Below are 26,141 nucleotides of genomic sequence, written 5' to 3' on the forward strand. Positions count from 1 at the left end.
CATTGGATTTTATATTGAAAATAATCATGGAATAAAAACCAACTTAAAAGATCGAGCTAGTTCACCTTTAATGCTATCTAGTTTCCCATCGATGGAAAGCAGTATTTCATATAACGAATACCATGGAATAATAATCGGGTTGAACGATAGGTTTAATGATGAAAATAATTATTTGTGGCGTTTTTATGTTTGCTTAGTGCCGTGTGATGTTGAAGGGTTGATACTGAATGTGGTTTTATTTTATGAGTAAAATTCCCATTGGTGGTTTTTAATTTTAGATCTTTGTTGTGAAGTGGTGTTAAATTTAACCTCAAATAGTCTAACTATAATAAAGCTTATTTTTTCAGATTAAAATTGTTATTTTGTCTATAGGGTGATGTAAACTTAATTAATGCTAATATTTAGCCTTAATTAAGACGACACATGTATGCCAAGTTTCTTAATCCTGCTTCGTAGCGTATGGGGGTTGATCTCTAATAGTTCGGCAGCGCCATTTTCACCTTGGATTTTACCTTTCGTCATAACCAACACTTTCTCAATGTGCTGCTTGTTGATTTCATTCAACGTCGCAATAGGCAAAGTAGAAATAGAAGAATCGACTCGGCTCGGTTGAACGTGAGCAGCGTTAGAGGGTTGAGCGTCGAATAGTAGTTGGTCTCCACGGCAGTTAATCAAAGCGCGTTCAACAATGTTAGCAAGTTCACGAACGTTACCCGGCCAGTGATATTGCAATAGTTTTGCCATTTCACCGTCAGCGATATCAGGTTTGTGCAGTTGCAACTTGTCGCAGCAGAGAGAAATAAAGTGATTGATAAATAGAGGGATGTCCTCAAGCCGCTCTCTTAAAGGCGGTATGGTAATTGGGAACAGGCAGAGTCGATAGTATAAATCGGCACGGAAACGACCACTGTTGACCATTTCTTGCAACGAACTATTGGTCGCAGCAATGATTCGTACATCGACTTTAATGGTTTTGTTACCTCCGATTCTTTCAAGCTCGCCGTTTTGCAGCACTCGTAACAACTTGACTTGAGCGGCTCTAGACAACTCACCGATTTCATCCAGGAATAGCGTGCCTTTATCGGCTCGTTCGAAGCGACCCATCTGCCGCTCAGTCGCCCCCGTGAACGCGCCTTTTTCATGCCCAAACAATTCACTATCAATCAAACTTTCCGGAATTGCACCACAGTTCAGGCGGATATATGGACCTTCGCTGCGTGTTGATGAGGCTTGAATCGCATTGGCGATAACATCTTTCCCAACTCCTGTTTCACCCAAAATTAAAACTGGCGCATCGGTAGGGGCGATAGACTCGACTTGCTGCATTGTGTACTTGAGACCGTGGTCGCGACCGATTACTTCCACTTGATTGATGGCGCGAATGCGATGCTTTAGTTGTTGATTTTCTTGTAGTAATTTAGAATGCATCTGCGTGATTCGTAGATGCTTCAAACTGTTCGATACTGCAATGCCAAAAGGAGAATTTAATGATGAAAATAACTCGGCATGATGTTGAGTAAAGCGATTCTCACCGCGCGCAAGAAGTGCGATATCACAGATTCGCTCATCCTCAATTTTTACACGACAAATCATATGTGAGTAAGTGTGGGTGCCATAGATGGGCTTAATGTAGTTCTGTACCTTAATGCTAATAGGATCGGTGTGATAGTTGCCAACGACCTTTATATTATTCTCGTGCTCCCATCTTGGTATATGTCGGCAACTCTCCTCAATAGGGATGATGATGTCGCAATTTCGACTGCTATAGATATCCGCAGTTGAAATAATTCTCAATGAGCATAAGTTCTCATCCCATAAATGTACCGATAAAACATCACTTGGCATTACTTGGGTCAAAAATTGAATGCACTTTTTTAACCCGTCGTGAAGATTTAAACTGCCTGTTAATGCTTCAACAGCATGTCGGTAAAATGTATTGCTGTCCATGTTAATACCTAAGGTGTAATTTATTGTTCAGGTATTCTATCGTGCTGGGTGGGATATTTCATTATGACATTTCACAATAGTAGGAAATATCACAGTGCGAAATAAATATAAACGACCAGAAGCTGATTTAGATCATAAGTTGTAGTTAATAAATAGTGACCTAGGTCTATCTTCAATACATCCATATTATGGCAGGTATTTTGCTCTAGATAATACACTGGCTAGCTAAGTTGTCATTGGAGTATTAATGTGAAGATTTCAAATATAGCTGCGGATAAGCAGTTTAAAATCGTCCTTTTTGGGATGACCCACGCAATCAATCTACTGACTAAAAAAGATCGCAAGTTCCGAGAGCTTGTCGCTAAGCATGACTTTACCGCTTGTATCTGTCTGCGCACCGAAGATATTGGTCGGGTGTTCAAGTTTAGCAATGGAAAAATCAAGTCAAAGTCGGGCAAACAGTTGGATTGTGATGTCACCATGCTGTTTGAGAATGCGCAAGATGCAATGAAAATGATGGTGCCATGGCGAGACTATCAAGATGTGATCGATCTTGCCAAGTTATTTAAGGTCGATATTCAGGGCAAGCAGGGTGAGGCGCTCGCCTTGCATTTTACCGATGTTCTCGGAGCCATTGTTGATAACCAAGTGAAGTATGGCATGGCGATGAAAGACGGAACGATGCGTTACGTCAACAATACCAACGGTGGTCCGGTTTTTGTTTATGTGAAAGACGACAAAATCGTCCGTATTACTCCGATGGAACTTGACGACGAAGATCCTGAACCGTGGACAATTAAAGCGCGAGGTCAGAGCTTTACGCCGAGTAAGAAAGTGACCGTCAGCCCTCATACTCAAGGTATCAAATCCACAGTCTACTCCAAAGACCGCATTTTATATCCGTTAAAACGTGTTGATTTTGATCCTGACGGCGAACGCAATCCACAAAACCGCGGTATTTCGGGTTATGAGCGCATTAGCTGGGAAGAGGCGACGGATCTTGTTGCCAAAGAAATTGTTCGCGTGAAACAAGAGTTTGGTCCCGGAGCAATAATGAACGGTTCGGGTTCGCACCACACATGGGGAAATCTTGGCTATTGGCTGTCGGCGCGTCCACGTTTCTTCAACAGTATCGGTACTTCTTATGTGGTTCACAATCCAGACAGTTGGGAAGGGTTCTATTGGGGAGCGATGCACCATTGGGGCAACTCCATTCGCCTTGGTGCGCCGGATACGTATTCCACGGTAGAAGACGCGTTACAAAACGCGGAGATGATCGTGTTCTGGTCGAGTGATCCCGAATCGACAAGTGGTGTTTACGGTGCGATGGAAGGAACTCAACGCCGATTATGGGCGAAACAGCTTGGTATTGAGTTTGTGCATATTGATCCTTTCTATAATCATACCGCTGCGTTATTGGGTGGAAAATGGCTAGGCAGTAAACCGGGGACCAGTAATGCGATGGCGATTGCTATTGCATACGTTTGGATGAAAGAAGGCTTATACGATAAAGACTTTGTTGCCGATAAAACCGAAGGCTTTGAAGAGTGGCAAGATTACGTACTCGGCAAAGAAGACGGGATACCCAAAACGCCAGAATGGCAACAAGCTGAAACCGGGATCCCAGCTCACGATGTTCGCGCATTAGCTCGCCGTTGGGGTACAAAACGCACCTATTTAGCCGCAGGCGGGATTCAGGGATTTGGCTCTGCGTGTAGAAGCGCCACTGGTGCAGAGTGGGCGCGATCCATGGTTTGCCTAATGGCGATGCAGGGAATTGGTAAGCCCGGCGTCAATATGGGCTGCTTACAACAAGGTACACCGGTTGATACCCGGTTCTTCTTCCCTGGGTACTCGGAAGGCGGTTTGTCCGGTGACTACGAGGGAACCGGTGTTGGTGTCAATATGTACCAAAGAATGCCTCAAGTATTGACCATGAATACGGTCAAGCAACGGGTTCCAAGGCTGAATATACCGGAAGCTATTTTAGAGGGTGAAGCCTCTGGTTATCCAACGGACACCAAATCGATTGAAGGTCAGTTTTTCGACTTTAAATATCCTGCTCCGGGTCATGCGCCAATCAAGCTTTATTATAAATATGGAGGCTCCCATTTCGGTACGATGAATGACACCAACCGATACGCCCGAATGTATCGCAGTGATAACCTAGAGACCGTGGTGAACCAGTCAATTTGGATGGAAGGCGAAGCTAAGTTTGCCGATATTATTTTACCGGCTTGTACTAACTTTGAGCGCTGGGATATTGGTGAATTTGCCAACTGTGGTGGCTATATCCACCATTGCTACACGCAAGTCAACCACCGAGTCGTTACCATTCAGCACAAGTGTATTGAACCGCTTGGTGAGTCAAAATCTGACTATGAAATCTTCCGAATGATCGCCAGCCAACTTGGTTTAGGCGCCTATTACAGTGAGGGCACCTCGGAGCTAGAGTGGGTAAGAAGACTGTTCAATGGCACCGATCTGCCAGAGAAAATTTCTTGGGGTAAATTCCTGAAAAAAGGCTATTACGTGGTGCCACCACCAAAAGAAGCGGATAGAGATCCGGTGTCATGGCGTTGGTATTACGAAGGTCGCAAAAAAGATGTGCCAGAGATGAACCCACTGCCTTCTGAATACAAAGAGGACTTCAAGCAAGGCTTACAAACTCAAAGCGGTAAGATTGAATTTGTCTGTAACAGCCTTAAACGTTTTGCTCCCGATGATCCAGAGCGTCCAGTCATGACCAAATATATCCCTTCATGGGAAGGTCCACATTCCGGTGAGCTGTATGAGAAATACCCGCTGCAAATGATTTCTCCTCATAGCCGTTATAGTTTCCATACCATGATGGACGGTAAAGACTCGCACATAAACGATATTGTTGATCATCGAGTTGAGATTGACGGTTATTTTTATTGGATTATCCGCATCAATGAAGTTGATGCTGAGCGTCGTGGCATCGCTCACAATCAGGTTGTGGAAGTGTTCAATGAACGAGGGTCGGTATTGTGTGCTGCTCATCTCACTCAGCGCGTTCCGGAAGGCACCGTGCATTCCTACGAATCTTCGGCACTCTATGAGCCGATTGGTGAACCGGGTAACTCTCCAGATCGTGGTGGCTCAGTGAACGTGCTGACCCCGAGTCGACCCATTATCAAGAAGTCACACTCAACAGCCTGCAACTCGTGCTTGGTTGACATTCGTCTTTGGCAAGGAGAATAAACATGGACACTCAACAAGTGATTAAAACCTGGAATTTAGTGGTAGACGTTGAGCGCTGCGAAAATTGCAATAACTGTTTTATGGCGGATAAAGATGAGTATTGCGGCAATAGCTTCCCGGGATATAGCGAGGAGCAACCGCGTCATGGTCATCGATGGATAAATATCCAACGCCGTGAACGTGGCAGTGGTTCTTTAGTCGATGTTGCCTATATGCCAACGATGTGCAATCAGTGCAAAGATGCGCCCTGCGTGAAAGCGGCTAAAAATGGCGAAATTTATCAACGAGACGACGGTATTGTGATCATCGACCCGCTGAAAGCGAAGGGGCAAGAACGTTTAGTAAAAAGTTGCCCCTATGGACATATTTGGTGGAATGATGAGTTAGAATTGCCGCAAAAATGGTATTTTGACGCGCACTTATTGGATAATGGTTGGAAGGAACCACGCTGTGTCCAGTCATGTGCTACTGGCGCTCTGCAAGCGATAAAGGTCTCTGATGAGGAGATGTTAGCAAAAGTACGGCAGGAGAACCTTGAAGTTCTCAATCCAGAGTTTGGCACTAATCCAAGGATTTGGTATCGCAATCTCTACCGATTCAATAAGCAGCATTTGGCGGGTTCAGTGGTGGCGAAAGTGGACGGCGTTGTCGATTGTGTTAAATCGGCAACAGTAACACTGAGCCAACAAGACACGGTGATTGCTGAGTTACAAACCGACTACTTTGGCGATTTTAAGTTTGATAAATTAGAGACCAGTACCGAGCCTTATCAGCTAACCGTTTCCCACGAATATGGTCGTTACCACTGCGAAGTCGACCTACAAAATAGTATCAACCTCGGAGTATTAACCCTAGAATAACCGCTTAAATATTTAGATAAAATAAAGAGGGCGCATCAAGCCCTCTTTTTCATGCCATGAAGCACAACAAAAAGATCATGCATCGCTCCTAATTACCTAGCACCTAGTTTCTAGTCCCTAGCTTCTTCGCTTCAAAGATCGTTCGTTTGGCAGGATTATCCATTCATTAGTCCCGAATAAAGCAGCTTTGCTCCAGAGATCAGTAATAACAGATAGCAGATTCGGTATACCTGTTGCTGGGACGCAATTTGAAGCAAATAGACCCCCAACTTTACGCCAACTGGCGCTAAAGGTAACAGCACTAATGATGTCATCAGATTTTGGCTATCGAACTGACCAAAGTAGGTATAAGGGATGAGTTTGATGATGTTCATGATTGCGAAGAATACCGCCATGGTGCCAACCAACACCATTTTATTAAACTTCTTAGGCAGCATGTAAATACTGATAGGTCCACCGCCGGCATGAATCATGGTGCTCGAAATGCCAGACAGCGTGCTCCAAAAAGCACAGGCTAGTTTGCCTGTATTTTTGCTCGGACCTAAGCAGTAATATTGTAGACAAAACAGTAGTGATACCGCACCAATACTGATTTCCACCATTTTTCCAGAGACTAACCCCATAATCATCGATGCGATAACGATGCCGATAATCGCCCACGGCAACATCGAACGAATTTCTTGATAGTGACAGTTTCGATAATGGTGTTTTACCGCAAAAATATCCATAACGCATAATATCGGTAGAAGAATAGAAGCGGCCTGAAACGGTGGCATCGTTAACGCCATCAGTGGAACAGCAATCACTCCCAAGCCACCCCCAAACCCGCCTTTACCGATTCCGTAAACCAATACAGCGGGTATCGCAGCCAAGTAAAAATAGAGATCGGTGATCATATTGGGTCTCGACTATCAAAAGAAAGCGGGTAATTGAAACATTATAAGTGGTGAGTGCTAAACGAGAACGCCATACAAAAGAACAGCCGTTTGATTTGTGGGATATAAAGGCAGTTTGAAATAAATAATGAGTCTGACTTCAGGTATCAATAATTTGAAAGCGATAGTGCAGCGACTAATCGCAATATTTACAAATAAATTCTCTCTGATGAAACGACGGCGTTCGATTGGTGGGAATTTTACCTTTTGGATTGTGAGGGCAAGCAAACAAAGCAACAAACTGTGAGTTGCATCAGAATCGTTTAGTTGTTTTTGCAACACCTTATTGCATAGATGCCATTTAGCGATTGGAAATAGAGAGTAGAGTTATTGTTATCGCAACAATACGAGGCGTGCCAAATGCTGAAGAAAGCTATTATTTCTGCCAATCAAGCCGCATCTAAAATAACGGATGGCATGTCTATTATGGTGGGCGGATTTATGACGGTTGGAACACCCAAGGCGCTTATTAATGCTTTAGTTTCTTCTGGTGTAAAAGATTTAACCATTATTTGCAATGACGCAGGATTGCCCGGTAAAGGGGTAGGAAAGTTAATAGAAAATGGTCAAGTTTCCAAGTTAATTGCTTCTCATATCGGTCTGAATCGTATCGCCGGTGAAAAAATGAATGCTGGCGAAATGGTGGTCAAGTTAATTCCTCAGGGCACATTAGCGGAGCAAATCCGCGCGGGCGGTGCTGGTCTCGGTGGCGTATTGACCAAAACCGGGCTCAACACGTTAGTTGAACAGGGCAAACAGAAAATATTAATCGACGAAGAATGGTACTTGGTTGAGCGTCCCATTAAGGCGGATGTGGCTTTGCTTAAATCTTCGACCACCGATGTTTATGGCAACTGTGCATTCAATAAAACCACTGCCAACTTTAATCCCGTTATGGCGACCGCTGCGCAATGTGTATTGGTTGAACCCGATGTAATAAGCCAGCCCAACGAAGTGGATCCCGCTCTATTTAGCGTTCCTTCTGTACTGATTGATTACATCGTGAGGTAACGGATATGTCGATGAAAGATCTCATTGCTCAACGTGTTGCTCAAGAATTAGAGGTTGGCAACTTGGTTAACCTCGGCATCGGAATGCCCACACTCGTCGCCGATTATGTCCCCAAAAACAAGCATGTGGTATTTCAGTCGGAAAATGGCATGGTCGGGTTAGATTCAACGCCAAAGTCAGGCGAAGAGGATTGGGACTTAACCAATGCGGGTGGCATGCCGGTGACGGTCACTGAGGGCGCGGCTTATTTCGATTCCACCTTGTCATTTACCCTCATTCGTGGCGGGCATGTAGACGCTACAGTGCTTGGGGCGATGGAAGTCGATAGTGAAGGCAACCTCGCTAATTACATGATTCCGGGAAAGATGGTCGCAGGGATGGGCGGCGCGATGGACTTAGTGAACGGTGCTAAAAAGGTCATCATCATGATGTCGCACTGCAACAAAAAGGGTGAGCCCAAAATCCTTGAACGCTGCACCTTACCACTCACTGCGACCCAATGTGTCGACGTGATTGTCACCGAACTTGCGGTGATTAAACGCACCGAACAAGGGTTAGTGCTTTGTGAAATCGCGTTTAATACCACGGTTGAAGAAGTACTACAGAAAACCGCAACGGAACTCATTTTATCAGACAGCATTACAACATTTGGAGAAGAGCAATGAAAGTGTCCAAGTTATCTGAAATGAATCAATACCAGCCGCCATGCCACTTTGGAACCCAGTGCGTAAAAGTGCAGGGTGAAGAAACCGGTCTAAAAACTTTCTGGCAAGGCATTTCGACCTTTGACCTAGACGGTGGTGCTGAATGGCAATATGAAAAGGGCACATTTGGTGCCGATAAAGAGAAGACCTATGTGGTGATAGAAGGTGAAATCTCGGTTGAGAATGAAGCCGGAGAGATCTTTGTCGCTGGAGCGCTTGACTCTATCTCTATGCTGCCCAACGAAAAACGCCGAATGTGGAACAGTGGCAGTGTGCCTGCAAAAGTGGTGGTGACGTTCAACGCATAAACCCACCGTTCAGCCATTAACCCGAATAACGTATTGATAGAGGTATTTCATCATGATGACAAGTTCTTGGAGCGATGACTTCGCAAAAAACTGTTTTGACTTAAAAGACAAGGTTGCGGTGATCACTGGTGGTAACGGCACATTGGGTGCGGCTTATGCTCAAGCCTTCGCTTTACACGGAGCAAAAGTGGTGGTGACCGCTCGCAGTAAAGAAACATTAGAGGAAACCGTGCGAACGGTTGCGGAAATAGGGGGCGAATGCACGGCGATCACTGGAGATGTAACCGATGTTGAAGCGCAACAAAACATTGTTGACCAAGTTCATGGTATGTACGGTCGCATAGACATCTTGGTCAATAATGCAGGTATGGCGTTCCGCGCGCCCGCCGAAGATATGCCGGTCGAAAAATTCACCCAAGTCCTCAACGTCAACGTCACTGGAACCTTAGTGCCTTGCCAAGTGTTTGGTAAATACTTTATGAAGCAGGGGCGAGGCAAAATAGTCAATACCTCAAGTGTTCGTGGCTTTTGTGGGCACCCTGATGGCTATATTGCCTATTCAGCTTCAAAAGCTGCTGTGGATTCTCTCACCAAACAGATGTCTACCGAATGGTCGATTAAAGGCGTGAAACAAGGTTTTTCCATTAATGTTAATGCCATTGCGCCAACGTTGATCAAATCACCATTAACTCAAGAAATTTGCGAGGATCCTGCGCGCATCGCACCATTCCTTGCTCGCCTGCCGATGGGACGTGTTGCAGAGACCCACGATATGATTGGATTAGTGATGTTCTTATCCTCATCAGCGTCCGATTTTATTAACGGTCAAATCATCTATGTAGACGGCGGTTGTACCGCGGGCTAAATCCAGTTTGCAAGGGGTGGAGTGAATGAATTCAAGCGATATAAACAACATTACTATCGTCGGCGCGGGGATGATGGGAGCCGGAATCGCGCAGGTTTTTGCAGCGAGCGGTAGAAACGTGATCATGAAGGACTTGAGTGTTACTGATTGCTCTGCCTTGGGGGATATTGCCGCGCAACTCGATGCATTGGTGTGTGAAGAGCTGATTCAACAGAGTGACAAAGAGGACATATTAGACCGAATATCAATCACCGCCGATGCGATAGAGGCGTTCACCGATGCGGATATGATTATTGAATCAGTTCCGGAAATACTCGAAGTCAAGCAAGCGGTGTTTCGAGAGATGGAAGCATACGCACGTCCAGATTGTATTTTTGCGTCCAACACCTCGGTTAAATCGATTACCCAAATTGCCGAAGTGGTCGAGAAGAAAGAGCGAGTCATCGGTATGCATTTCTGGAATCCCGCGGTGCTAATACCTTTGGTTGAAGTTGTCCGAACGGAGCACAGTAGTGATGATGTCGTCGCAACGGCGATGTCTCTGCTAACCGAATGCGGTAAAGCGCCTGCTGAATGTAAGAAAGACGTTCCCGGGTTTCTTGCCAATCGATTGCAACATGCACTGTGGCGTGAGGCTTTCTACATGGTGGATGAAGGGATTGCTGATCCTAAAACCATCGATGATTGCATCAAAAACTCGTTTGGTTTCCGTCTACCTCAACTCGCTCCCTTTGAAAACGCCGATATGGTCTCGACGGAGTTGAGCCTACAGATCCACGACTATATGTTCCAGCATTTATATTCGGGTCAGGAACCGAGCGAAACGTTAAAGCGCCTAGTGCGAGAGGGCAAGTCAGGTTTTAAATCTGGCGAAGGGTTCCAGCAATGGAGCCCTCAGCAAGCCGCACAGTCCAAGCAGGCGTTATTTCAATACCTAATTGATCAAACCAAATACCGCAGAAACCAGTAGCGTTGCGGTCAATAGTAGTAGGTGCATAAGGAAAACTGATGCACTGACAAAGACTTATATTCAGGAGGCACCATCATGGCAGGCAAGAACCATAATTTCTTTAAGGGCAAAGTCATCGTTGACCTTTCACACCCGGTTGGCTCGCAGTCGCCACAGTGGCCTTACTTTCCACAACCTGAAATTACCCGCGCGCACGGTCTAGCGAAGTCTGGTGTATTAACGCAGTTCTTCAAAATGCCGATGCATTGCGGTACGCACGCCGATTCCCCAAGACACGTGATTGAAACCGAGTTTTGTGGACGTCGTGCTCGCTATACCCACGAAATGGACCTTGAAGCTTATTGCGGCGATGCGGTGTGCTTGGACTTGTCACATTTAGAACAGTGGACGCTGATCAAAGCAGAACATATGGATGAAGCGCTCGCAAAAACGGGCGTAACCCATGAAGAACTGAAAGACATGATTGTCATTATCTACACTGGTATGGCAGAGCAGTGGGACGACTCAAAGCAATACTATCACTATGCCACTGGCGTGGGGGCTTCCGTTGGACACTGGTGCGTTAAGCATGACATCAAAGCCCTTGGGGTTGACCAACAAGCCCTCGATCATCCACTGCACACCTCAATAGCCGAGAAATGTGCCGGACATCTTGCCATGAACCTAGAAGGGTATTCGGGCTTGCCTCTTAAAGATGAGTATATCGCTAAATTTGGCGCTGAAGAATACGCCCATTTCGACCGCGATATGTACAAAGAGATCCACGGTGAATCTGCCTATCGTGATTTGTACGGCTTAGTTGAAGATAAAGGCTTATGTAATGGTACTTGGGAACCGTGCCACAAGTTGCTTTTAGGTAACGGAAAAGTGGGGTGGGAAAACGTGGGCGGCAATGTCGCTAAGATCGCAGGTAAGCGCTGTACCATCATCGGCGCGCCTCTTAATCTTTATTGCGGTGATGGTTCGATGACTCGTTTGCTGGCGATTATTGATGATGACCAATTAAACCATGTCCCTGATCGCGTCTACCCATTCGGTGATCATTAACCCGTCGTTTTTGACAACGCGGTCAGTTCAATACCCATCGAGTATTTAATTGACCGCGATATCAAGCATCCAATTAGAGGTTCAACAACATGAAACAAGTCGTCATTGTTAGCGCAAAACGTACTGCCATTGGCTGTTATCTTGGAGCTCTAGCGAATGTATCCGCGGTTGAATTAGGCACGACTGCCGTTAAAGCAGCAATCATCGAGGCGGGTATTAAGCCTGAGCAAGTTGACAACGTAATCCTTGGCAACGTGCTTTCAGCGGGACTGGGGCAAAACCCAGCGCGTCAGGTTGCGATCCATTCCGGCGTCCCCTTTGAAAAAACAGCCAATGTCGTGTCTATGGTTTGTGGTTCGGGTCTAAAAGCCGTTATGGATGCCGCCAATCAAATAAAACTCGGTGAAGCTGACATCGTTGTCGCAGGTGGAATGGAATCAATGTCCAATGCGGGACATCTCCTTGCGTCTCATCGCAACGGGGTAAAAATGGGTCATTCTCAATTAACCGACACCATGTTATGTGATGGGCTAACCGACGCGTTTGCTGGCTACCACATGGGAATTACTGCGGAAAACCTAGCCAAACAGTTTAGCATCAGTCGTGAACAGCAAGACCAGTTTGCATTGCAGTCGCAGCAACGTGCGCAAGCTGCTATTACGTCGGATCGCTTTAAACAAGAAATCGTGGCGCACATGATAACGGGACGCAAGGGGGATACGGTTGTCGATACGGATGAATTTCCTAAGTTTGATTCGACGATTGAAACGATTTCTCGCCCCAGACCTGCCTTTGTGAGAGATGAAAGCGGAACCGTCACAGCGGCAAACGCTTCGGGCCTAAATGATGGCGCTGCCGCATTAGTTCTGATGAGCCGCGATAAGGCGGATGAGTTAGGACTTAAACCTATGGCGACGGTTGTTTCACAAGCTGCGGCGGGTGTAGAGCCACAAACAATGGGTTATGGACCGGTTCCCGCGACGCAAAAAGCGTTAATCAATGCGGGGTTAACCATCGGTGATGTGGATCTAATTGAAGCAAATGAGGCTTTTGCTTCTCAAGCATTGTCGGTGTGCAAAGGCATTGATGCCAATCCGGCGATCACCAATGTCAACGGTGGCGCGATTGCGTTGGGTCATCCGATTGGCGCTTCTGGTGCAAGAATTCTTGTTACCTTGGTTCACGAATTACTTAAGCGCCAGCAGCAGTATGGGTTAGCAACGTTATGTATTGGCGGTGGGCAAGGGTTAGCCGTCGTGATTGAACGTTTCCATTAAATCAAGATGCGCTTCTTATCCAAAGGAGGTTATGGCCACTTTGCTGCCTTAACCTCGCTTCGTAACTTTCAAATCAGGTGAGGTAAATCAATATGTCATTATCCAATAAAAGAATTCTCACAGTGGCGTGTACTGGTGCATGGCCGCGCAAAGAGCGATTTCCTGATGTCCCTGTTACTCCAAGAGAGCAGGCGGATGAGATTATTGCTTGTCATGCCGCTGGGGCATCCATTGCACATATTCACGTTCGCGATGACGATCAGAACGCCTCCATGGATATTGTTAAGTTTCGTGAAACCGTCAATTATATTCGCCAAGCACAATGCGATATTGTCATTAATCTCACCACATCGGGTGGATTAGGGCTGGAAGATGAAGTTCGTATGCTTCCCTTTCAAGAGTTACGTCCAGAGATTGCCACTTTTGACGCCGGTACCATGAACTGGGCGCACAGCACGGTATTTGAAAACACACCGACGTTTTTAGGGAAATTAGCCAAGGAAATGCCTTTGGTTAACGTGACGCCTGAAGTGGAGATTTTTGATATCGGTATGATTCATAACGTTGTTTTCTATCGTAAATCAATAGAAAAAGACAATGCAAAGGCGAGAGAAAGTGGTGAAGCAGAGCGACACAATCCATTTATCCGCCCTCATTTTCAGTTTGTACTTGGTGCGCCAGGCGGTTCTCCTGCCGATGTCCATATCCTACTGCAAATGCTGGATGAAGTTCGCCGTTATTGGGGAGACAATTTTACTTGGGGTGGCTTAGGCATCGGCTCTGGACATCTGCCAATTATCAATGCGTGTATCGCGTTAGGGGGTCATATCCGCGTTGGAATGGAAGACAATGTCTATTACCGACGGGGTCAATTGGCTAAGTCGAATGTTGAGTTTGTCGAACGCACCAAACGCATGTTGCAATGTAACGATCTCGACATTGCTACGCCAGACGAAGCTCGCCAGATCCTCAATTTAAACAAAGCCAACTTCCCGAGTTGGAAATAGTATCGCTAAGCTCACACTATGAAATGTAAGGGAGCTCTGACATAGCTAAGTCGTTTTATAGCGTGGATTCTCAGTATTAATCGACGGTTTGTTTTAACGAATATCGCTGATGTTATGATGGCATTCGAAACTAGGAATTTAGGGTTTGAGACGTTGAATTTGTTAGGGGGAAGAGATGCCAAATAGTGATATACGAAAAGGCGGCGCGATTAAGCAATCGAGTGCGATTGACCCACAGCAATTGGTTCGTATGCTTTTTTTTATAGAGTTGATCAATGCGGGTTCCATTACAAAGGCAGCGGAAGCCTTGAATATATCAACCAGCACCGGTTCACGCTGGTTGAGTGATCTCGAAGCGGAGCTCGGTATTACACTTTACCAACGCAATAATCCTCAAGAGCGCCTTACCGAAGCGGGTTCGTTTCTTTATAGCAAGTTCTCAGAAATCACCGATGATATCCATCTGATGATCAATGAACTCACCGGCTTCACCACCGAGACACGAGGCAACATTAAAATCTGTTGTACCCCCATTTATGCGGATAAAGTCGTGTTACCCATTATTGGTGAGTTTGTAGAACAACACGCAAGGGTCAATGTCCAGTTCACGCTGACCCCAAGGGGAATGGATTACTATAAAGATCATGACTTCATTATTACCGCTATTGCCGGACATGCCTCTAATAAAGACTCGGAATTGTTGCTGGTACGTCGAACGCTTCTGACACAAAAATTTATTACGGTTGCAACGCCAGCGTATGTAAAAAAACATGGTGAACCGCTAGTACCCAAGGATTTAATCAATCACCGATGTCTATATTCAAAGGCGCTACAAAATGACAATCAGTGGGTGTACAAACAAAATGGCACCACGATTCCCATTCAGATTGTTAAGTCGATAGAAGTCTCCGATGCCAAGATGATGCTAAATGGCGCACTGAACTCCATGGGCGTGACTTACTTGCCAGAGTTTGTTGTCTCCAAATATCTTGAGGAAGGCAAATTGATATCGCTACTCAATGAATATGAAACCGATGATTGGTTGGTAAATATATATTATCTTCCTCAGCGTTTTATGACGCATTGTGTTAAATCGTTTAAAGATTTTTTCCTATTAAGTCACCGTGACAAAATCAATCAGTTTATGGGTAGCAGTCGTGTGAATTCAGAACGTCTTGATTGACACTGTCTTTATTAACATAGTCTTGATTTACAGCGAAGGATAAAGTTTTAGAATATTAATTATAAATTTATGGCGCTGACTGAGACGAAAAATAAACGTTTCCGTAAGCAGTTTAATCGTTTGTCTTAACCTAGATTACAGTCTGTATAACAAGAGAGAATATCATGATTGTATGGTTATCGTTGGGATTGAGTCATTCAATTTTTTTACTGCTGGTCTTGCTATCAAATAGTTATAAAAACGCTAAATTTGATATAGCCGTGGTTTGGATGCTATTCCTGTTACTGCCATTTTTAGATCTTGCACTCAGCCCTAATGTGTTTGATGTTCCTATCGTGATAATAAGTGATCATCTTCCCTATGGTTTGATGTATGGTCCTTTTCTTTGGTGGTATTCCTTACAGGTAACGGGGTTACTCAAATGGCAGTTGAGTTATGTTCTATTACACTGTTTTCCGTTTTTAATTCTTAGTGTATTAAAAATAGCGCTAGTGAATCCCATCGGATTTGAATCTCACTTTGCCTATAACAACTCAATGGAAGGTAATATCTATGCCAGCCTGACCATTACATCGTCGGTGGGATATTCTATTGTCGTTCTTTATCTCCTCAAGGCGCACAAGAGAAAAGTAGTGGATCATTTTTCACAGTTGCCCAACACGATAACCTTGCAATGGTTACGTTGCTTAGCTATCGGGTTTATGCTGCTGAGTATTTGGTCACTTTTTACCGTGCTTTTGCCAATACCCGAAAACCTTAACAGCAGTGTATTTTCATTGCTTGCGATGATCTATTTTTTGGGTTTCTTTAGTATTCAACAGCCTGTCGTGTTTGAACGCGAAGATGCGAAGACGTCGCCTTGCAACAAATGCCACACCGAAAGTGAGCACGGGGCGCTCAAGCAAGCAAGAAGTAAAGGACATTCAACCAAGCCGAATGAGGTTTGTCACAGAGCAAAGTACCAACGATCAGGTTTGACCGACGATAAAGGTCAAGATTATCTGCAACTGCTCAATCATTACATGGATGAGCACAAACCTTTCTTAGACCCATCATTAACGATTGAAAAGTTGTCGCAAAGGTTAAATATACCAAGACATTATTTGACACAAATTATCAACGAGAAGTTAAATAAAAATTTTTACAAATATATCAATGAATACCGAGTTAATTACGTTAAGTCGCTAATTAAAGCCGCGGATGAATCAGGACTCAGCATGCTTGATATTGCATACTCGTCAGGATTTAACTCTAAATCTACATTCAATAGTATTTTTAAAAGCATGACAGGTCTCACACCTTCCCAATACAAAAAAGCACAAATGAAAAATAAGTACAGTGTTGAATAAGCGAAAAATTATTATTAATTAAATATCATTGTTAATTTTCATCGTCTCCATTATTGCGCTGTTTTGGTTCACAAATAAGCAGATAAAAAGTACGAGATTAGCGGGTCGTACGAGTTAATCTCGAAATTAATCTAATATCGCCATTGTTAGAGTGGTGGAATCTCAATGCTTAAATGTAAAGCAATCATCTTGGTTAGTCAGGAATCTGATTCACCACCATCATGTTTTTGTTTTATTGATATGTAATTCACAACTCAAAGCAATTCACAACTTAAAGCGTTGAGGTCACCAATATGTAATGACCAAACAACGATATGTGAGGGGAACATGGCAGTAAGAAAAATCGATATTGATAAATGTATAGGATGCGGCACATGTGTCGAATCTTGTCCAATGGATGTATTTCGTTTGGACACAAAAGCTGAGCTTCGACCTCAAGCTTCCCCCTGTTCTCAAGCCTGTCCATTGGGTGTTAATCAACGTGAGTATCATCACTTACTTAACTTAGACCTGCCACGCGAGGCGGCAGAACTGCTATCACAATCCCATCCAATGCCTGCGATTACCGGTCGTATATGTCCGCTGCCGTGCGAAACCGCGTGCACTCGTCATCAAGTTGACGATGCAGTCAATATCAATGGTATTGAACAGTTTCTTGGGGATCTATTTCTAAGCGAATTGCCGCCTCAACAGACGAGCAATCCAAGCGCCACTAAACTTGCGATCATTGGCTCAGGTCCAGCGGGATTGAGCGCCGCATTCACCCTGAATCGTTTGGGGTATCAAGTTACGGTCTTTGATAAGAAGCCGCTTCCCGGTGGATTGCTGCGTTATGGAATACCGGCATTTCGCCTCGATAACAGAGTCGTCGATCGTCAGATTGACTACTTTGAGCGACTGGGGATCGAGTTTGTATGCAACTGCCAAGTTGGGACTGATATCGACCATAAGGCGCTCGTTGAACAAGGTTTTCAGGCGGTTTTGTCGGCAACTGGCGCATCAAAACCCCTCATGCTAGACGTTCCCGGTAATAAGGCAAAGGGTGTTATGTCTGCGATCGAATTTCTTGACCTTATTGCCAGTGGCGATGATTGGCAACGACCGGATTTAAAATTACCGAAAAGAGTTGCTGTGGTCGGGGGTGGCAGTGTATCACTGGATGCGGCAAGAACTGCGGTTCGGCTAGGTGCCACGCAAGTCCATGTTTTGTGTCTTGAAACATTAGATAAGTCTTCCCCTGACGCCATGCTTGCCCTCGACGACGAGATCCTTGACGCATTGGAAGAAGGGGTATCGATTCATCCAAGAACGGCAGTCAAGCAAATCAATACCGATGGTCAAGCGGTGACGGGTGTTACTTGTATCAGTTGTACTCAAGTGAGAGACCAGCGTGGCGCATTTGCCCCAATTTACACCGATTGTGTCACCGAGACACTGGATGTTGAAATGGTGATCTTAGCCATTGGGCAAACCGCTGACCCCTCGTTATTGTTGCCGGACTATATTACTGATCAACGTGGTTATATTCAGCCGCATCACACCACCAATCCTAATCACTACTTTGCTGCTGGGGACGCAGTGACAGGACCGTCAACCGTGGTCGAGGCTCTGAGTTCCGGTAAACAGGCGGCGATGCAACTGCATGTTTCGCTGTCTAATAGCGATAACTGTAAAGCGGATAATGATGCCATGCCAGACAGGCTCGCCGATACTACCTCGCCCCAAAGCACTCCACAAAAATTGCCGCAGCAAAAACCGTGGTATCAACAACCGAGGTTGGAGCGTGAAAACCGGCAGCCTGGCGACAGAGTTAAGGATTTCGCTGAGACTCGACAATCCCTCACGTTATCAACGGCAAGAGAGGAAGCCCAGCGATGCCTGACCTGTGGCAGTCGAGCCAGAATCGCATTTATGGACGATTGCCAAGTCTGTCGATTGTGTCAGCACTACTGTCCAACCGATGCTATCGAGATTACCGATGGCATCGTGCAAAGCTCGTTGCACAATTTTGATGTCGTAAACCTGGGTAAAGCCATTGCGGATTAGGTGACAAGATGGAAAACATAATGAATAAAGCCGTAACGAAAATCGAAACTGATGTCTTAGTGATTGGTGGGGGATTTGCAGGGTGTTATGCATCCATTAAAGCTGCAGAACAGGGCGCGAAAGTGGTTATGGCGGTAAAAGGGCGTACTGGTCGTTCTGGTCTGACTCCTTGGGCAAACTCTTGGTTTGTTTACCACGAAACTAAGGGAGTAACACGCGAGCAATACATCCAGCAGTTCAAGTTATCGGGAGAATACCTCAACAATTTAGACTACTCCGAAATCTTGATGAACGAATCTTGGGATAGATTTCAAGAGTTGGTCGCTTGGGGGACGCCAACTGGCAGGCAATATTACTATCAACCGGGCACGGTTTCTCGGTCAATCGAGTATGTAGGCGCGGGTGATCCGATGCGTAAACGCGCGGTCGAAGTCGGCGTTAACCTTCTCGAGCGTGTAATGGTCACCACTCTCATTAAGCAAGAGGATAAGGTGGTTGGCGCGGTCGGTTTTCATATGGAATCAGGCAGACCCTATGCCATTTTGGCAAAGGCGACGGTTATGTGCGCCGGTCCTGCGTCGTTCAAGCCTTTGGGAATGGGCTATCCTTGCAGCTCGACCACTGCAGATGGCGATGCCATGGCTTACCGTGTTGGCGCTGAGATCTCAGGTAAAGAGTTTAACGACGCGCATCCTTCAAACGCCTTCAATCCACTTGATGAAAGCTCTCTAAAAAGCGTTTCCGGTGATGGAAATCATAAGACTTCAGTACTCAAACTTGGCGGTGGACCCCCAAGTGCCCCCGGACCCGCCGATACCCTTAAAGGTGAACAACTCGGACTGCGCATAGATAAAGCGATTGGCTTTAACCAAGGAGGAAACCCAATAGAACCCAAGTACTGTGCCGGTCCCGGTGGTGAAATTGTCGGTCGGACAGATGAGCGTGGTGGTCATGTTGGTTTCTCTACGTTGGGAATGTCTAATCACAAAGGAGAGGGTGTTTTTCCTCAAGATCTTAATGGAGCCTCCAACATAGCAGGTCTTTGGGCGGCGGGGGATGGTTTGTGTTCAATGCAAAACGGGGCAGGCTATGCCGGTTTTGGTTCCTCATCATCAGGCTCAGCCGTGCAAGGCGCGCGAGCGGGTATTGCAGCAGCACACTATGCCGCGGAGCAACCAAGTCCTGTGGTCGATGAAGCCACGTTATCCGAGTATAAAAATCGCATGTTTGCCCCTATGACGCGCGAAAAAGGTTATTCCCCTGCGTGGGTGACTCGTATGCTGCAAAACACCATGTCACCGTATTTTGTGATGTATGTGAAAGAGCGCTCGAGAATGGAGGGCGCACTCAACCACATAATGTATCTGCAAAATAAATTCGCTTCACAGCTAAAAGTGTATGACTTCCATGATTTGCGATCAGCACATGAAACGCAAAATATGCTGCTCAATGCAGAGATGAAATTGAGGGCAGGGTTAGCACGAGAAGAAAGTCGAGGAACTCATTACCGAGAGGACTTTCCCTATCGTGACGATGCCAATTTTCTTTGTTGGATCAAGTTGGTGAATAAAGAGGGGGCAATGCAGGTTGTGAAACATCCGATACCCGAGAAATGGCATCCAGCGGCAAATCTCAGTTATCGAGACAAATACCCTTTTATCTATCCAGAAGAAGATGAAAAACGGCTTGAGGTTGGTATTGAAGTCTAAGTTGGTGTTGATAAATAAGTTGGTATTAAAGAATAAGTCGTTATTGAAGCCTAAACAGGTGTGCCCGGTGTGAAAAATTAGCAACACAGTACTCCAGCGCCGGTGAATTTCACATACAACGGAAGCAAATTCGGAGGTCACATGTTTAATATTTTGCAGAGTGGTTTTAAGCCACGAGCACTCGGCGTTGTCATTTATGTCTTTGTGACAATGTACTTACAACTCACCATTGCAGGTCCGGATAGCATGAATATTCTCATGCCGGCTCTGGTGGAGAAATTTGCCATGAGCCCGGGCGAAATTATGGGTGGCATATCCGCGGTTCGTTTAACGGGTGTTCTCGCTGGTATCGTGGCGGGTTGGGCAATCATGAAGCTTGGCTTCAAGAAAATTGGCGTGCCATCCATAGTCGCGGCAGGGATTGCGGTTGCGATGATGGGACGAGTCGACAGCTGGTTTGGTGTGATGCTAATTCAAACCATTCTCACGGTGTTAACCCCAGTACTAATGATTATTCAGGGTGGTCTGATTGCAAATTGGTTTGTGCGTTACAAGGGAATCATTTTTGGTATCGTGACTATTGCGGCTCCTTTAAGTACGGCAACCTTTACGCCAATTGGGATGAAAATCTATCAACACGTCGGCTTTGCCGAGTTTTATTCCGGCTTAGGGGTGATCATCGCCCTTTGGGGAGTCATCGGTATTTGGGCGATGAAAGAACGTCCAGAAGACTACGGATTGGATCCTGACGGTATCCCCTTTACCGAAGAAGAAAAAGCGGAACTTGAAGCCGAAAGAAACCACCAGACGGCGTGGAAACTCCCGCGAATTATTCGTTGTAAGGAATTTTGGTATGTGGCGATACCGTGGAGTTTGATTGGTGGATTGATGATGGCGGGTATTATGAGTCAGGTCATTCCTATTTTGACTAGCTCAGGATTGGAGCTGAATACCGCGCTATTTTTAATGTCCGCGATGGCGCTTGGCGGCATGCCTCTCAGTTATTTCTGGGGTTGGTTAGACGACAAAATTGGAACGCCTAAAACCAATGCCGTGTTTGGTTTAGCTTATCTTGTTGGTGCTTTTGGTTTTGCCTTTGGCAATGCAGACAGTTTGTACTTGATTTACATCGCGCTATTTTGTGTGTCATTGGGAGTGGGAGGAATGCCTAATTTGCTTCCATCGCTAATCGCTTGGGTATTTGGGCGCAACGAATTCGTTAACATCTATCGTTGGGTCTATGGCTTACAGATGGTAGCGACCAGTATAGGGATGACGTATTTAGCGGTGATGAATGATGTGACGGGCTCTTATTCTATCTCATTTATGACCTTTATTCCGCTTGCCATAATTTGCAGTTTGATGTTCTTACGGATTAAACGAACCCATGATCCAGAGCGAATGGCGCTTATGGACCATGAACAGACTCGGGAGTTACAAACGTCAACCACTTCCTAAAATTTGCAATGTGAATTGACAGGGAAGTCTGAGGCAAGGGGCTGTATTTAAATAATTAAACTAGCTACAGCCCATTGTATTGCCCATGTGACACGATTGACAAACAAGCCGTGTTAACCAAAATCCCTTGATATTGCCTTGCTAGAATGATGGCTTCCAGTTAATATCTTTCCGGAAAGATATATTGAGAGTCATTATGAAAGCGTCTATACCCATCAATCTGCTACTGGTTCTTGTGGCAGTTTCTGCCATTTCCCCCTTTGCCACGGATGCCTATTTATCGGCGATCCCCATAATGGCGGAGACACTTGCTACCGAGACCTCTTTGGTCGCGATAACGGTTAGCCTGTACATTTTTGGTTTGGCATTTGGTCAACTATTTGGTGGACCTTGGTCTGACCGCTATGGTCGCAAGCCGATTATTATCCTTGGTTTAGCCATTTTTTCGGTTGGCAGTATGCTGATCTCCAGCGCTGGTGATATTCATAGCTTATGGGCGTTTCGTTTATTGCAGGCGATGGGGGCTGGTATTGCGGTGGTCGGTATTCCAGCGATCATTCGCGATGTGTCGACGGGCAAGGAGTCAGCCAAGCTCTTTTCGTTAATTATGCTGATCTCGATGTTAGCGCCGTCGATTGCGCCCAGTGTTGGTACGCTAATATTGAAAACGCTGGGTTGGCGATGGATCTTTTTAGCATTGGCCATTATGGCGGTATTGATTGGTCTATTAACGTTTATGGCAATGCCAAAAGTGATGACCAAGCAGCCTAGAGTTCGCTCTGGAGGTTATCTTTCGGTGATCAAAGAGTATCGAGCGCTAGGTTATCTTGTGGCTCAAGGGTTTGGGTTCGCGGTACTAATGACATTCCTCACCAATGCATCCTTTGCTTATATTGAACACTTTAAGGTGTCAGAAGAACTGTTCTCTATTTTGTTGGTGTTTAATGTATTAGGGGTGGCGTCAGTCAATCGTATTAACAACTATCTGTTACGCAAACATGAGCCAGCAACGTTGTTGAAGCGTTTTCTGACGGTTCAAGTTTGTTCTGCATTGGTATTACTGCTTGTAGTTTGCTTGGCACCGGATAATCTGATTTTAACCGTTATAGCTTTTGTGATGACGACGTCCGCAATGGGCGGCTTAATGCCGAACTCTGGTGCTTGCTTTATGCAGTATTTTGGTAAAAATGCCGGAACGGCTGCTGCTCTACTGGGGACGTTTCAATATATTATTGCTGCGGGTGTCAGTGCGTTGGCGGCGCTTATGAGTACGGTTTCTATCGTGCCGATAGCGTTAGTCATGGTCATGTCGAGCTCAATTGCGTTAGCGGGTGCTTGGTACAGCGCTCGTTACCAGCAGGCGATGAATTAAATTTAGTTACGCTGTCACCAAAAATGATGCGACCGGACGATTTATCGTCCGGTTTTTGCTTATTGAAGGTTTGCCGCTTTACGACTAACCGCTGCACGACGACTAACCGCCAAACGGTTAACAGAATGGGCAATCTTCTAGCGTCATTTGATGCTGACCACTGCGGTTAGCAAGGTGTGATTGTCCCGCATTGAGCCCCATTTGATAGCCTTGGTCTAGAACGGATTTATTGCGCGTCAGGCGTTTTACCGGGAAATCTTCAGGTGGCGCTATGACTCGTACTTTGGCATCCGCAGGGGGATAACGGATAAATTGCAGTGCGGCGTTATAACATTTGTTGCGAAACAGCATTGCTTCAGCGACTTTTGGGTTCTTTGCCAACATGGCTTTGATTAGCCACTCGCGTTTGGGTTCCGGCATGGAGTAACTGAGCGGATGTGAAAGCACGACGGTAATATCACGCGCTCCCCTCCGATACGCTTCAACTACAGGGATTGAATCGGCTAACGCGCCATCGGTATAACAAGCCCCACCAAAGCAGGGATTGTTTTTATAGGCGATAGGCAAGGCGGTGGTGGCTTCAATGACTTGATGAATATTCTCTCCACGGACTTTTACATAGTCCGCTAAGCCAGTCTCGATGTTGGTTGTCACCGCATAGAAAGGGATGGTGTTAAATAGCGTCTCTAGGCAGATAGGAAACTGTTGCATTGACGCATCGCTTAACCATTTTACATCGGTCAAATTGCCACCAGCTAAAAAGCGCGCGGGGCTAAAAAAGGATTTTGTTGTCGCGAGTTGAGTGATCACCTGATAGCTGCGCTCGGGTGCCTTTGCTAAATAGCCTAACAGGTTCGATGCGCCAGCCGATACGCCAATGGCAAAATCAAACGGTTGATAGTCTTGTGACAAGAAGGCATCTAGCACGCCCGCCGCAAATATACCGCGCATTGCGCCGCCTTCAATAACCAGTGCCGAGTTTTGCTTCATAACGGATTCTTTTCGATAATTTATGTAATAGCGCTATGTTATTGAAGTCATTAGCGATAAAAAATTCAGTTATTTGTATTACATTGATAGTCAATTCCTATTGATTAATTGTTCAATAATCTTGGAGATAGCGGAAAGAATGAGGATGGATGGCTATCGAAAACATCGTTGTGAGTTGAATACTGATAGGATCGGTGGTGCTGCTACTCAACCTGTTTTCAGTTCTCTATTATCCCCGGCTATTTTATAAATGGCTGGTGAGAAAATTGACTCCACGGCATAGCAAGAGAATCGGATGAAACTTTCAAATATACTCTTAGTGTTATCTTCTTTGGTGGTTAGCCAGATAAGCGTTGCTAAAGAAACGGATCTAGATAGCACTCAAGCGTGGGGGAGAACGCTACCATTTTATTCAGAACTAGCGCTATATAGCGGTAAAGAACTCCCTTTACCGATTGGAATCAGCTTGTTGTATACCAATGTTAAACAGCAGGTCGCGTTGACCGATTTAGCGGTGAACTATCAAGGCGGCAACTATGTCCCTATCGATTTTGTGCCATTCGACGATTCATCAGTCAATAACCACACGCCACAAATAAAATTGGATGTATGGGTTTTGCCATTTCTAAATCTGTTTACTACTGTGGGTAAGGTAAATGGTGCTTCGGATGTTGCGTTTGCGATTGATGGTGATTTAGCGTTGAACCAGTTGGGCATTGACTGTGACAATCCATCTTTAGGTGATATTGCGGCTTGTCGTGCGTTGGCAGGAAAATCAGCGGATTTCGACTTTGATGTTGATATTGAGGGGATGTCTTATACCCTTGGCTTTATGGCGGTTTACGGTTGGGATAACTACTTTGTGTCAGTCCCTGTCTCTTTTACCAAAATGGACTTAGACCGCAGTGACACCGAAGGCAAAGTGATTAATGTTCTGCCGAGGGCGGGTCGTAATTTTGAGTTCGGTGATGGTGAGTCGATGGCGGTGTACTTGGGCGCAAGCTATTTCCGCAGTGAGTTAACATTAACCGGGCAAGTACCGGGTGTTGAATCGATTGGCTATAAGATTGATCAAGTTAATACCGAGCAGTGGGCAGGGTTGATCGGTTTGAACTACTCATTTAATAAACGCTGGTCACTTGCATTTGAATATACGGGCTTGGGCACTGTTCATCGCAAGCAGATTATCTCGAACCTGAGCTTTCGATACTAATCCTATCTCTATTCCTTCCCGACAATCTTAGCACTCACAGCCTCAGGATAGCGTTGTTTTGCAGCAACGACTTGTATAAACAACGTTTTCTGTCGAGGTTTTTTGTGACTGGCTAGTACTCATACTATTGGTATTCATGGTTTAGCGACATAATTAGTCGCAAAGCAACCTATTGTCGCATCAAGCAACACAATGGTGCCTCAATGTTTATGTATCAAAGATGGTTTGAGGTTTTACTATGCAAAAGTTACTGGTTTCAACGGCGTTGTTTTTCTCTTGTTTCGCAAACGCAACGGGTGGCACAGTGATGGATCAGCAGTCAAAAATTGTGTTCAGTTTCAAAAACGTCAGTCATGAAACCGCGCAGGGTGAGCTGAATCAATGCCAAGGCATTGCAATGGGAACCCATTCACAAGTGGCGTCGACATCAGGCTCTGGCGTTCGTGGAGCGGCAAAAGGTGCAGCCGCGGGCGCAGCTGCCGGTGCGATTAGCGGTGGTTCAGGCAGTGATGGTGCAAAAATTGGTGCGGCAGTGGGTTTGATTGGGGGTCGATTGGCAAAACGTGGCGAGGCAGCACAGTCGGTACAAGCAAACGAGGATATGTACGCGACCGTACTGCGCAACTGTATGATAGATAAGCATTACGTGCCATATAACTGATCGG

General features: G+C 45.5%; 21 protein-coding genes. 18 read left to right on the plus strand and 3 right to left on the minus strand.

What is annotated here, in order from left to right; translation table 11 throughout:
* Positions 1–411 precede the first annotated feature (411 nt).
* The gene (locus tag L9Q39_RS16050) at positions 412–1,947 is read right to left on the minus strand and encodes a sigma-54 interaction domain-containing protein (protein WP_237486106.1); all 1,536 of its coding nucleotides are present in this window, start codon (positions 1,945–1,947) and stop codon (positions 412–414) included.
* A 249-nt stretch (positions 1,948–2,196) separates the two neighbouring features.
* Here L9Q39_RS16050 and L9Q39_RS16055 point away from each other — a divergent pair, with 249 nt between their 5' ends.
* Both L9Q39_RS16055 and L9Q39_RS16060 read left to right on the plus strand, forming a co-directional pair.
* Positions 2,197–5,172 carry a molybdopterin-dependent oxidoreductase gene (locus L9Q39_RS16055; protein WP_237486107.1) on the plus strand — a complete coding sequence of 992 codons (2,976 nt, stop codon included), beginning with the start codon at positions 2,197–2,199 and terminating at the stop codon, positions 5,170–5,172.
* 2 nt (positions 5,173–5,174) lie between these two features.
* Complete coding sequence (locus tag L9Q39_RS16060; RefSeq protein ID WP_237486108.1) at positions 5,175–6,032, plus strand: 4Fe-4S dicluster domain-containing protein; 858 nt, start codon at positions 5,175–5,177, stop codon at positions 6,030–6,032.
* 155 nt (positions 6,033–6,187) lie between these two features.
* Here the strand turns inward: L9Q39_RS16060 and L9Q39_RS16065 are convergent, their stop codons facing one another.
* Entirely contained in the window at positions 6,188–6,928 is a 741-nt protein-coding gene (locus tag L9Q39_RS16065) for a sulfite exporter TauE/SafE family protein (RefSeq protein ID WP_237486109.1), read from the minus strand.
* A 399-nt stretch (positions 6,929–7,327) separates the two neighbouring features.
* Here L9Q39_RS16065 and L9Q39_RS16070 point away from each other — a divergent pair, with 399 nt between their 5' ends.
* From L9Q39_RS16070 to L9Q39_RS16135, 14 genes are all read left to right on the plus strand, one after another.
* The gene (locus L9Q39_RS16070; RefSeq protein WP_237486110.1) at positions 7,328–7,978 is read left to right on the plus strand and encodes a CoA transferase subunit A; all 651 of its coding nucleotides are present in this window, start codon (positions 7,328–7,330) and stop codon (positions 7,976–7,978) included.
* Positions 7,979–7,989: 11 nt separating this feature from the next.
* Positions 7,990–8,643 carry a 3-oxoacid CoA-transferase subunit B gene (locus L9Q39_RS16075; protein WP_290369166.1) on the plus strand — a complete coding sequence of 218 codons (654 nt, stop codon included), beginning with the start codon at positions 7,990–7,992 and terminating at the stop codon, positions 8,641–8,643.
* On the plus strand, positions 8,640–8,990 hold the full coding sequence (locus tag L9Q39_RS16080; RefSeq protein WP_237486112.1) for a cupin domain-containing protein: 351 nt from the start codon (positions 8,640–8,642) through the stop codon (positions 8,988–8,990). Before L9Q39_RS16075 ends, L9Q39_RS16080 begins: the two co-directional genes overlap by 4 nt.
* 52 nt (positions 8,991–9,042) lie before the next feature.
* A complete protein-coding gene (locus L9Q39_RS16085) occupies positions 9,043–9,855 on the plus strand; it encodes an SDR family NAD(P)-dependent oxidoreductase (RefSeq protein ID WP_237486113.1) in 813 nt (270 codons plus the stop codon).
* A gap of 25 nt (positions 9,856–9,880) precedes the next feature.
* A complete protein-coding gene (locus L9Q39_RS16090; protein ID WP_237486114.1) occupies positions 9,881–10,825 on the plus strand; it encodes a 3-hydroxyacyl-CoA dehydrogenase family protein in 945 nt (314 codons plus the stop codon).
* 75 nt (positions 10,826–10,900) lie between these two features.
* Positions 10,901–11,872, plus strand: coding sequence for a cyclase family protein (locus L9Q39_RS16095; RefSeq protein ID WP_237486115.1), 972 nt, complete (start codon positions 10,901–10,903; stop codon positions 11,870–11,872).
* Between the two features lie 89 nt (positions 11,873–11,961).
* The gene (locus L9Q39_RS16100; protein WP_237486116.1) at positions 11,962–13,149 is read left to right on the plus strand and encodes an acetyl-CoA C-acetyltransferase; all 1,188 of its coding nucleotides are present in this window, start codon (positions 11,962–11,964) and stop codon (positions 13,147–13,149) included.
* A gap of 92 nt (positions 13,150–13,241) precedes the next feature.
* Positions 13,242–14,156, plus strand: coding sequence for a beta-keto acid cleavage family enzyme (locus L9Q39_RS16105; RefSeq protein ID WP_237486117.1), 915 nt, complete (start codon positions 13,242–13,244; stop codon positions 14,154–14,156).
* A 175-nt stretch (positions 14,157–14,331) separates the two neighbouring features.
* The gene (locus tag L9Q39_RS16110; RefSeq protein WP_237486118.1) at positions 14,332–15,339 is read left to right on the plus strand and encodes a LysR family transcriptional regulator; all 1,008 of its coding nucleotides are present in this window, start codon (positions 14,332–14,334) and stop codon (positions 15,337–15,339) included.
* A gap of 164 nt (positions 15,340–15,503) precedes the next feature.
* Positions 15,504–16,688 (plus strand): helix-turn-helix domain-containing protein, encoded by a 1,185-nt coding sequence (locus L9Q39_RS16115; protein WP_237486119.1) that lies wholly within the window; start codon positions 15,504–15,506, stop codon positions 16,686–16,688.
* A 327-nt stretch (positions 16,689–17,015) separates the two neighbouring features.
* The gene (locus tag L9Q39_RS16120; protein ID WP_237486120.1) at positions 17,016–18,734 is read left to right on the plus strand and encodes an FAD-dependent oxidoreductase; all 1,719 of its coding nucleotides are present in this window, start codon (positions 17,016–17,018) and stop codon (positions 18,732–18,734) included.
* 20 nt (positions 18,735–18,754) lie between these two features.
* Positions 18,755–20,443: an FAD-dependent oxidoreductase gene (locus tag L9Q39_RS16125; RefSeq protein ID WP_237486121.1), complete on the plus strand. Its 1,689-nt coding sequence runs from the start codon at positions 18,755–18,757 to the stop codon at positions 20,441–20,443.
* 141 nt (positions 20,444–20,584) lie between these two features.
* Positions 20,585–21,901, plus strand: a complete 1,317-nt coding sequence (locus L9Q39_RS16130) for an MFS transporter (protein ID WP_237486122.1) — start codon at positions 20,585–20,587, stop codon at positions 21,899–21,901.
* Positions 21,902–22,097: 196 nt separating this feature from the next.
* Positions 22,098–23,273 (plus strand): multidrug effflux MFS transporter, encoded by a 1,176-nt coding sequence (locus L9Q39_RS16135; protein WP_237486123.1) that lies wholly within the window; start codon positions 22,098–22,100, stop codon positions 23,271–23,273.
* Positions 23,274–23,390: 117 nt separating this feature from the next.
* On the opposite strand, the gene L9Q39_RS16140 is transcribed toward L9Q39_RS16135, so the two are convergent.
* A complete protein-coding gene (locus tag L9Q39_RS16140; RefSeq protein WP_237486124.1) occupies positions 23,391–24,263 on the minus strand; it encodes a patatin-like phospholipase family protein in 873 nt (290 codons plus the stop codon).
* Positions 24,264–24,558: 295 nt separating this feature from the next.
* Between L9Q39_RS16140 and L9Q39_RS16145 the strand changes: the two genes are divergently transcribed.
* Both L9Q39_RS16145 and L9Q39_RS16150 read left to right on the plus strand, forming a co-directional pair.
* Positions 24,559–25,476, plus strand: coding sequence for a hypothetical protein (locus tag L9Q39_RS16145; RefSeq protein WP_237486125.1), 918 nt, complete (start codon positions 24,559–24,561; stop codon positions 25,474–25,476).
* A 238-nt stretch (positions 25,477–25,714) separates the two neighbouring features.
* Positions 25,715–26,137, plus strand: a complete 423-nt coding sequence (locus L9Q39_RS16150; RefSeq protein WP_237486126.1) for a glycine zipper family protein — start codon at positions 25,715–25,717, stop codon at positions 26,135–26,137.
* Positions 26,138–26,141 lie beyond the last annotated feature (4 nt).

Origin of the sequence: Vibrio hippocampi, assembly GCF_921292975.1 — a bacterium.
Lineage (GTDB): Bacteria > Pseudomonadota > Gammaproteobacteria > Enterobacterales > Vibrionaceae > Vibrio > Vibrio hippocampi.

Bases quoted from the DNA above. Each gene is read 5' to 3' on its own strand.
- L9Q39_RS16050 (WP_237486106.1), bottom strand. From the start codon at position 1,947: ATGGACAGCAATACATTTTACCGACATGCTGTTGAAGCATTAACAGGC.
- L9Q39_RS16060 (WP_237486108.1), top strand. From the start codon at position 5,175: ATGGACACTCAACAAGTGATTAAAACCTGGAATTTAGTGGTAGACGTT.
- L9Q39_RS16065 (WP_237486109.1), bottom strand. From the start codon at position 6,928: ATGATCACCGATCTCTATTTTTACTTGGCTGCGATACCCGCTGTATTG.
- L9Q39_RS16070 (WP_237486110.1), top strand. From the start codon at position 7,328: ATGCTGAAGAAAGCTATTATTTCTGCCAATCAAGCCGCATCTAAAATA.
- L9Q39_RS16075 (WP_290369166.1), top strand. From the start codon at position 7,990: ATGAAAGATCTCATTGCTCAACGTGTTGCTCAAGAATTAGAGGTTGGC.
- L9Q39_RS16080 (WP_237486112.1), top strand. From the start codon at position 8,640: ATGAAAGTGTCCAAGTTATCTGAAATGAATCAATACCAGCCGCCATGC.
- L9Q39_RS16085 (WP_237486113.1), top strand. From the start codon at position 9,043: ATGATGACAAGTTCTTGGAGCGATGACTTCGCAAAAAACTGTTTTGAC.
- L9Q39_RS16090 (WP_237486114.1), top strand. From the start codon at position 9,881: ATGAATTCAAGCGATATAAACAACATTACTATCGTCGGCGCGGGGATG.
- L9Q39_RS16095 (WP_237486115.1), top strand. From the start codon at position 10,901: ATGGCAGGCAAGAACCATAATTTCTTTAAGGGCAAAGTCATCGTTGAC.
- L9Q39_RS16100 (WP_237486116.1), top strand. From the start codon at position 11,962: ATGAAACAAGTCGTCATTGTTAGCGCAAAACGTACTGCCATTGGCTGT.
- L9Q39_RS16105 (WP_237486117.1), top strand. From the start codon at position 13,242: ATGTCATTATCCAATAAAAGAATTCTCACAGTGGCGTGTACTGGTGCA.
- L9Q39_RS16110 (WP_237486118.1), top strand. From the start codon at position 14,332: ATGCCAAATAGTGATATACGAAAAGGCGGCGCGATTAAGCAATCGAGT.
- L9Q39_RS16115 (WP_237486119.1), top strand. From the start codon at position 15,504: ATGATTGTATGGTTATCGTTGGGATTGAGTCATTCAATTTTTTTACTG.
- L9Q39_RS16120 (WP_237486120.1), top strand. From the start codon at position 17,016: ATGGCAGTAAGAAAAATCGATATTGATAAATGTATAGGATGCGGCACA.
- L9Q39_RS16125 (WP_237486121.1), top strand. From the start codon at position 18,755: ATGAATAAAGCCGTAACGAAAATCGAAACTGATGTCTTAGTGATTGGT.
- L9Q39_RS16130 (WP_237486122.1), top strand. From the start codon at position 20,585: ATGTTTAATATTTTGCAGAGTGGTTTTAAGCCACGAGCACTCGGCGTT.
- L9Q39_RS16135 (WP_237486123.1), top strand. From the start codon at position 22,098: ATGAAAGCGTCTATACCCATCAATCTGCTACTGGTTCTTGTGGCAGTT.
- L9Q39_RS16140 (WP_237486124.1), bottom strand. From the start codon at position 24,263: ATGAAGCAAAACTCGGCACTGGTTATTGAAGGCGGCGCAATGCGCGGT.
- L9Q39_RS16145 (WP_237486125.1), top strand. From the start codon at position 24,559: ATGAAACTTTCAAATATACTCTTAGTGTTATCTTCTTTGGTGGTTAGC.
- L9Q39_RS16150 (WP_237486126.1), top strand. From the start codon at position 25,715: ATGCAAAAGTTACTGGTTTCAACGGCGTTGTTTTTCTCTTGTTTCGCA.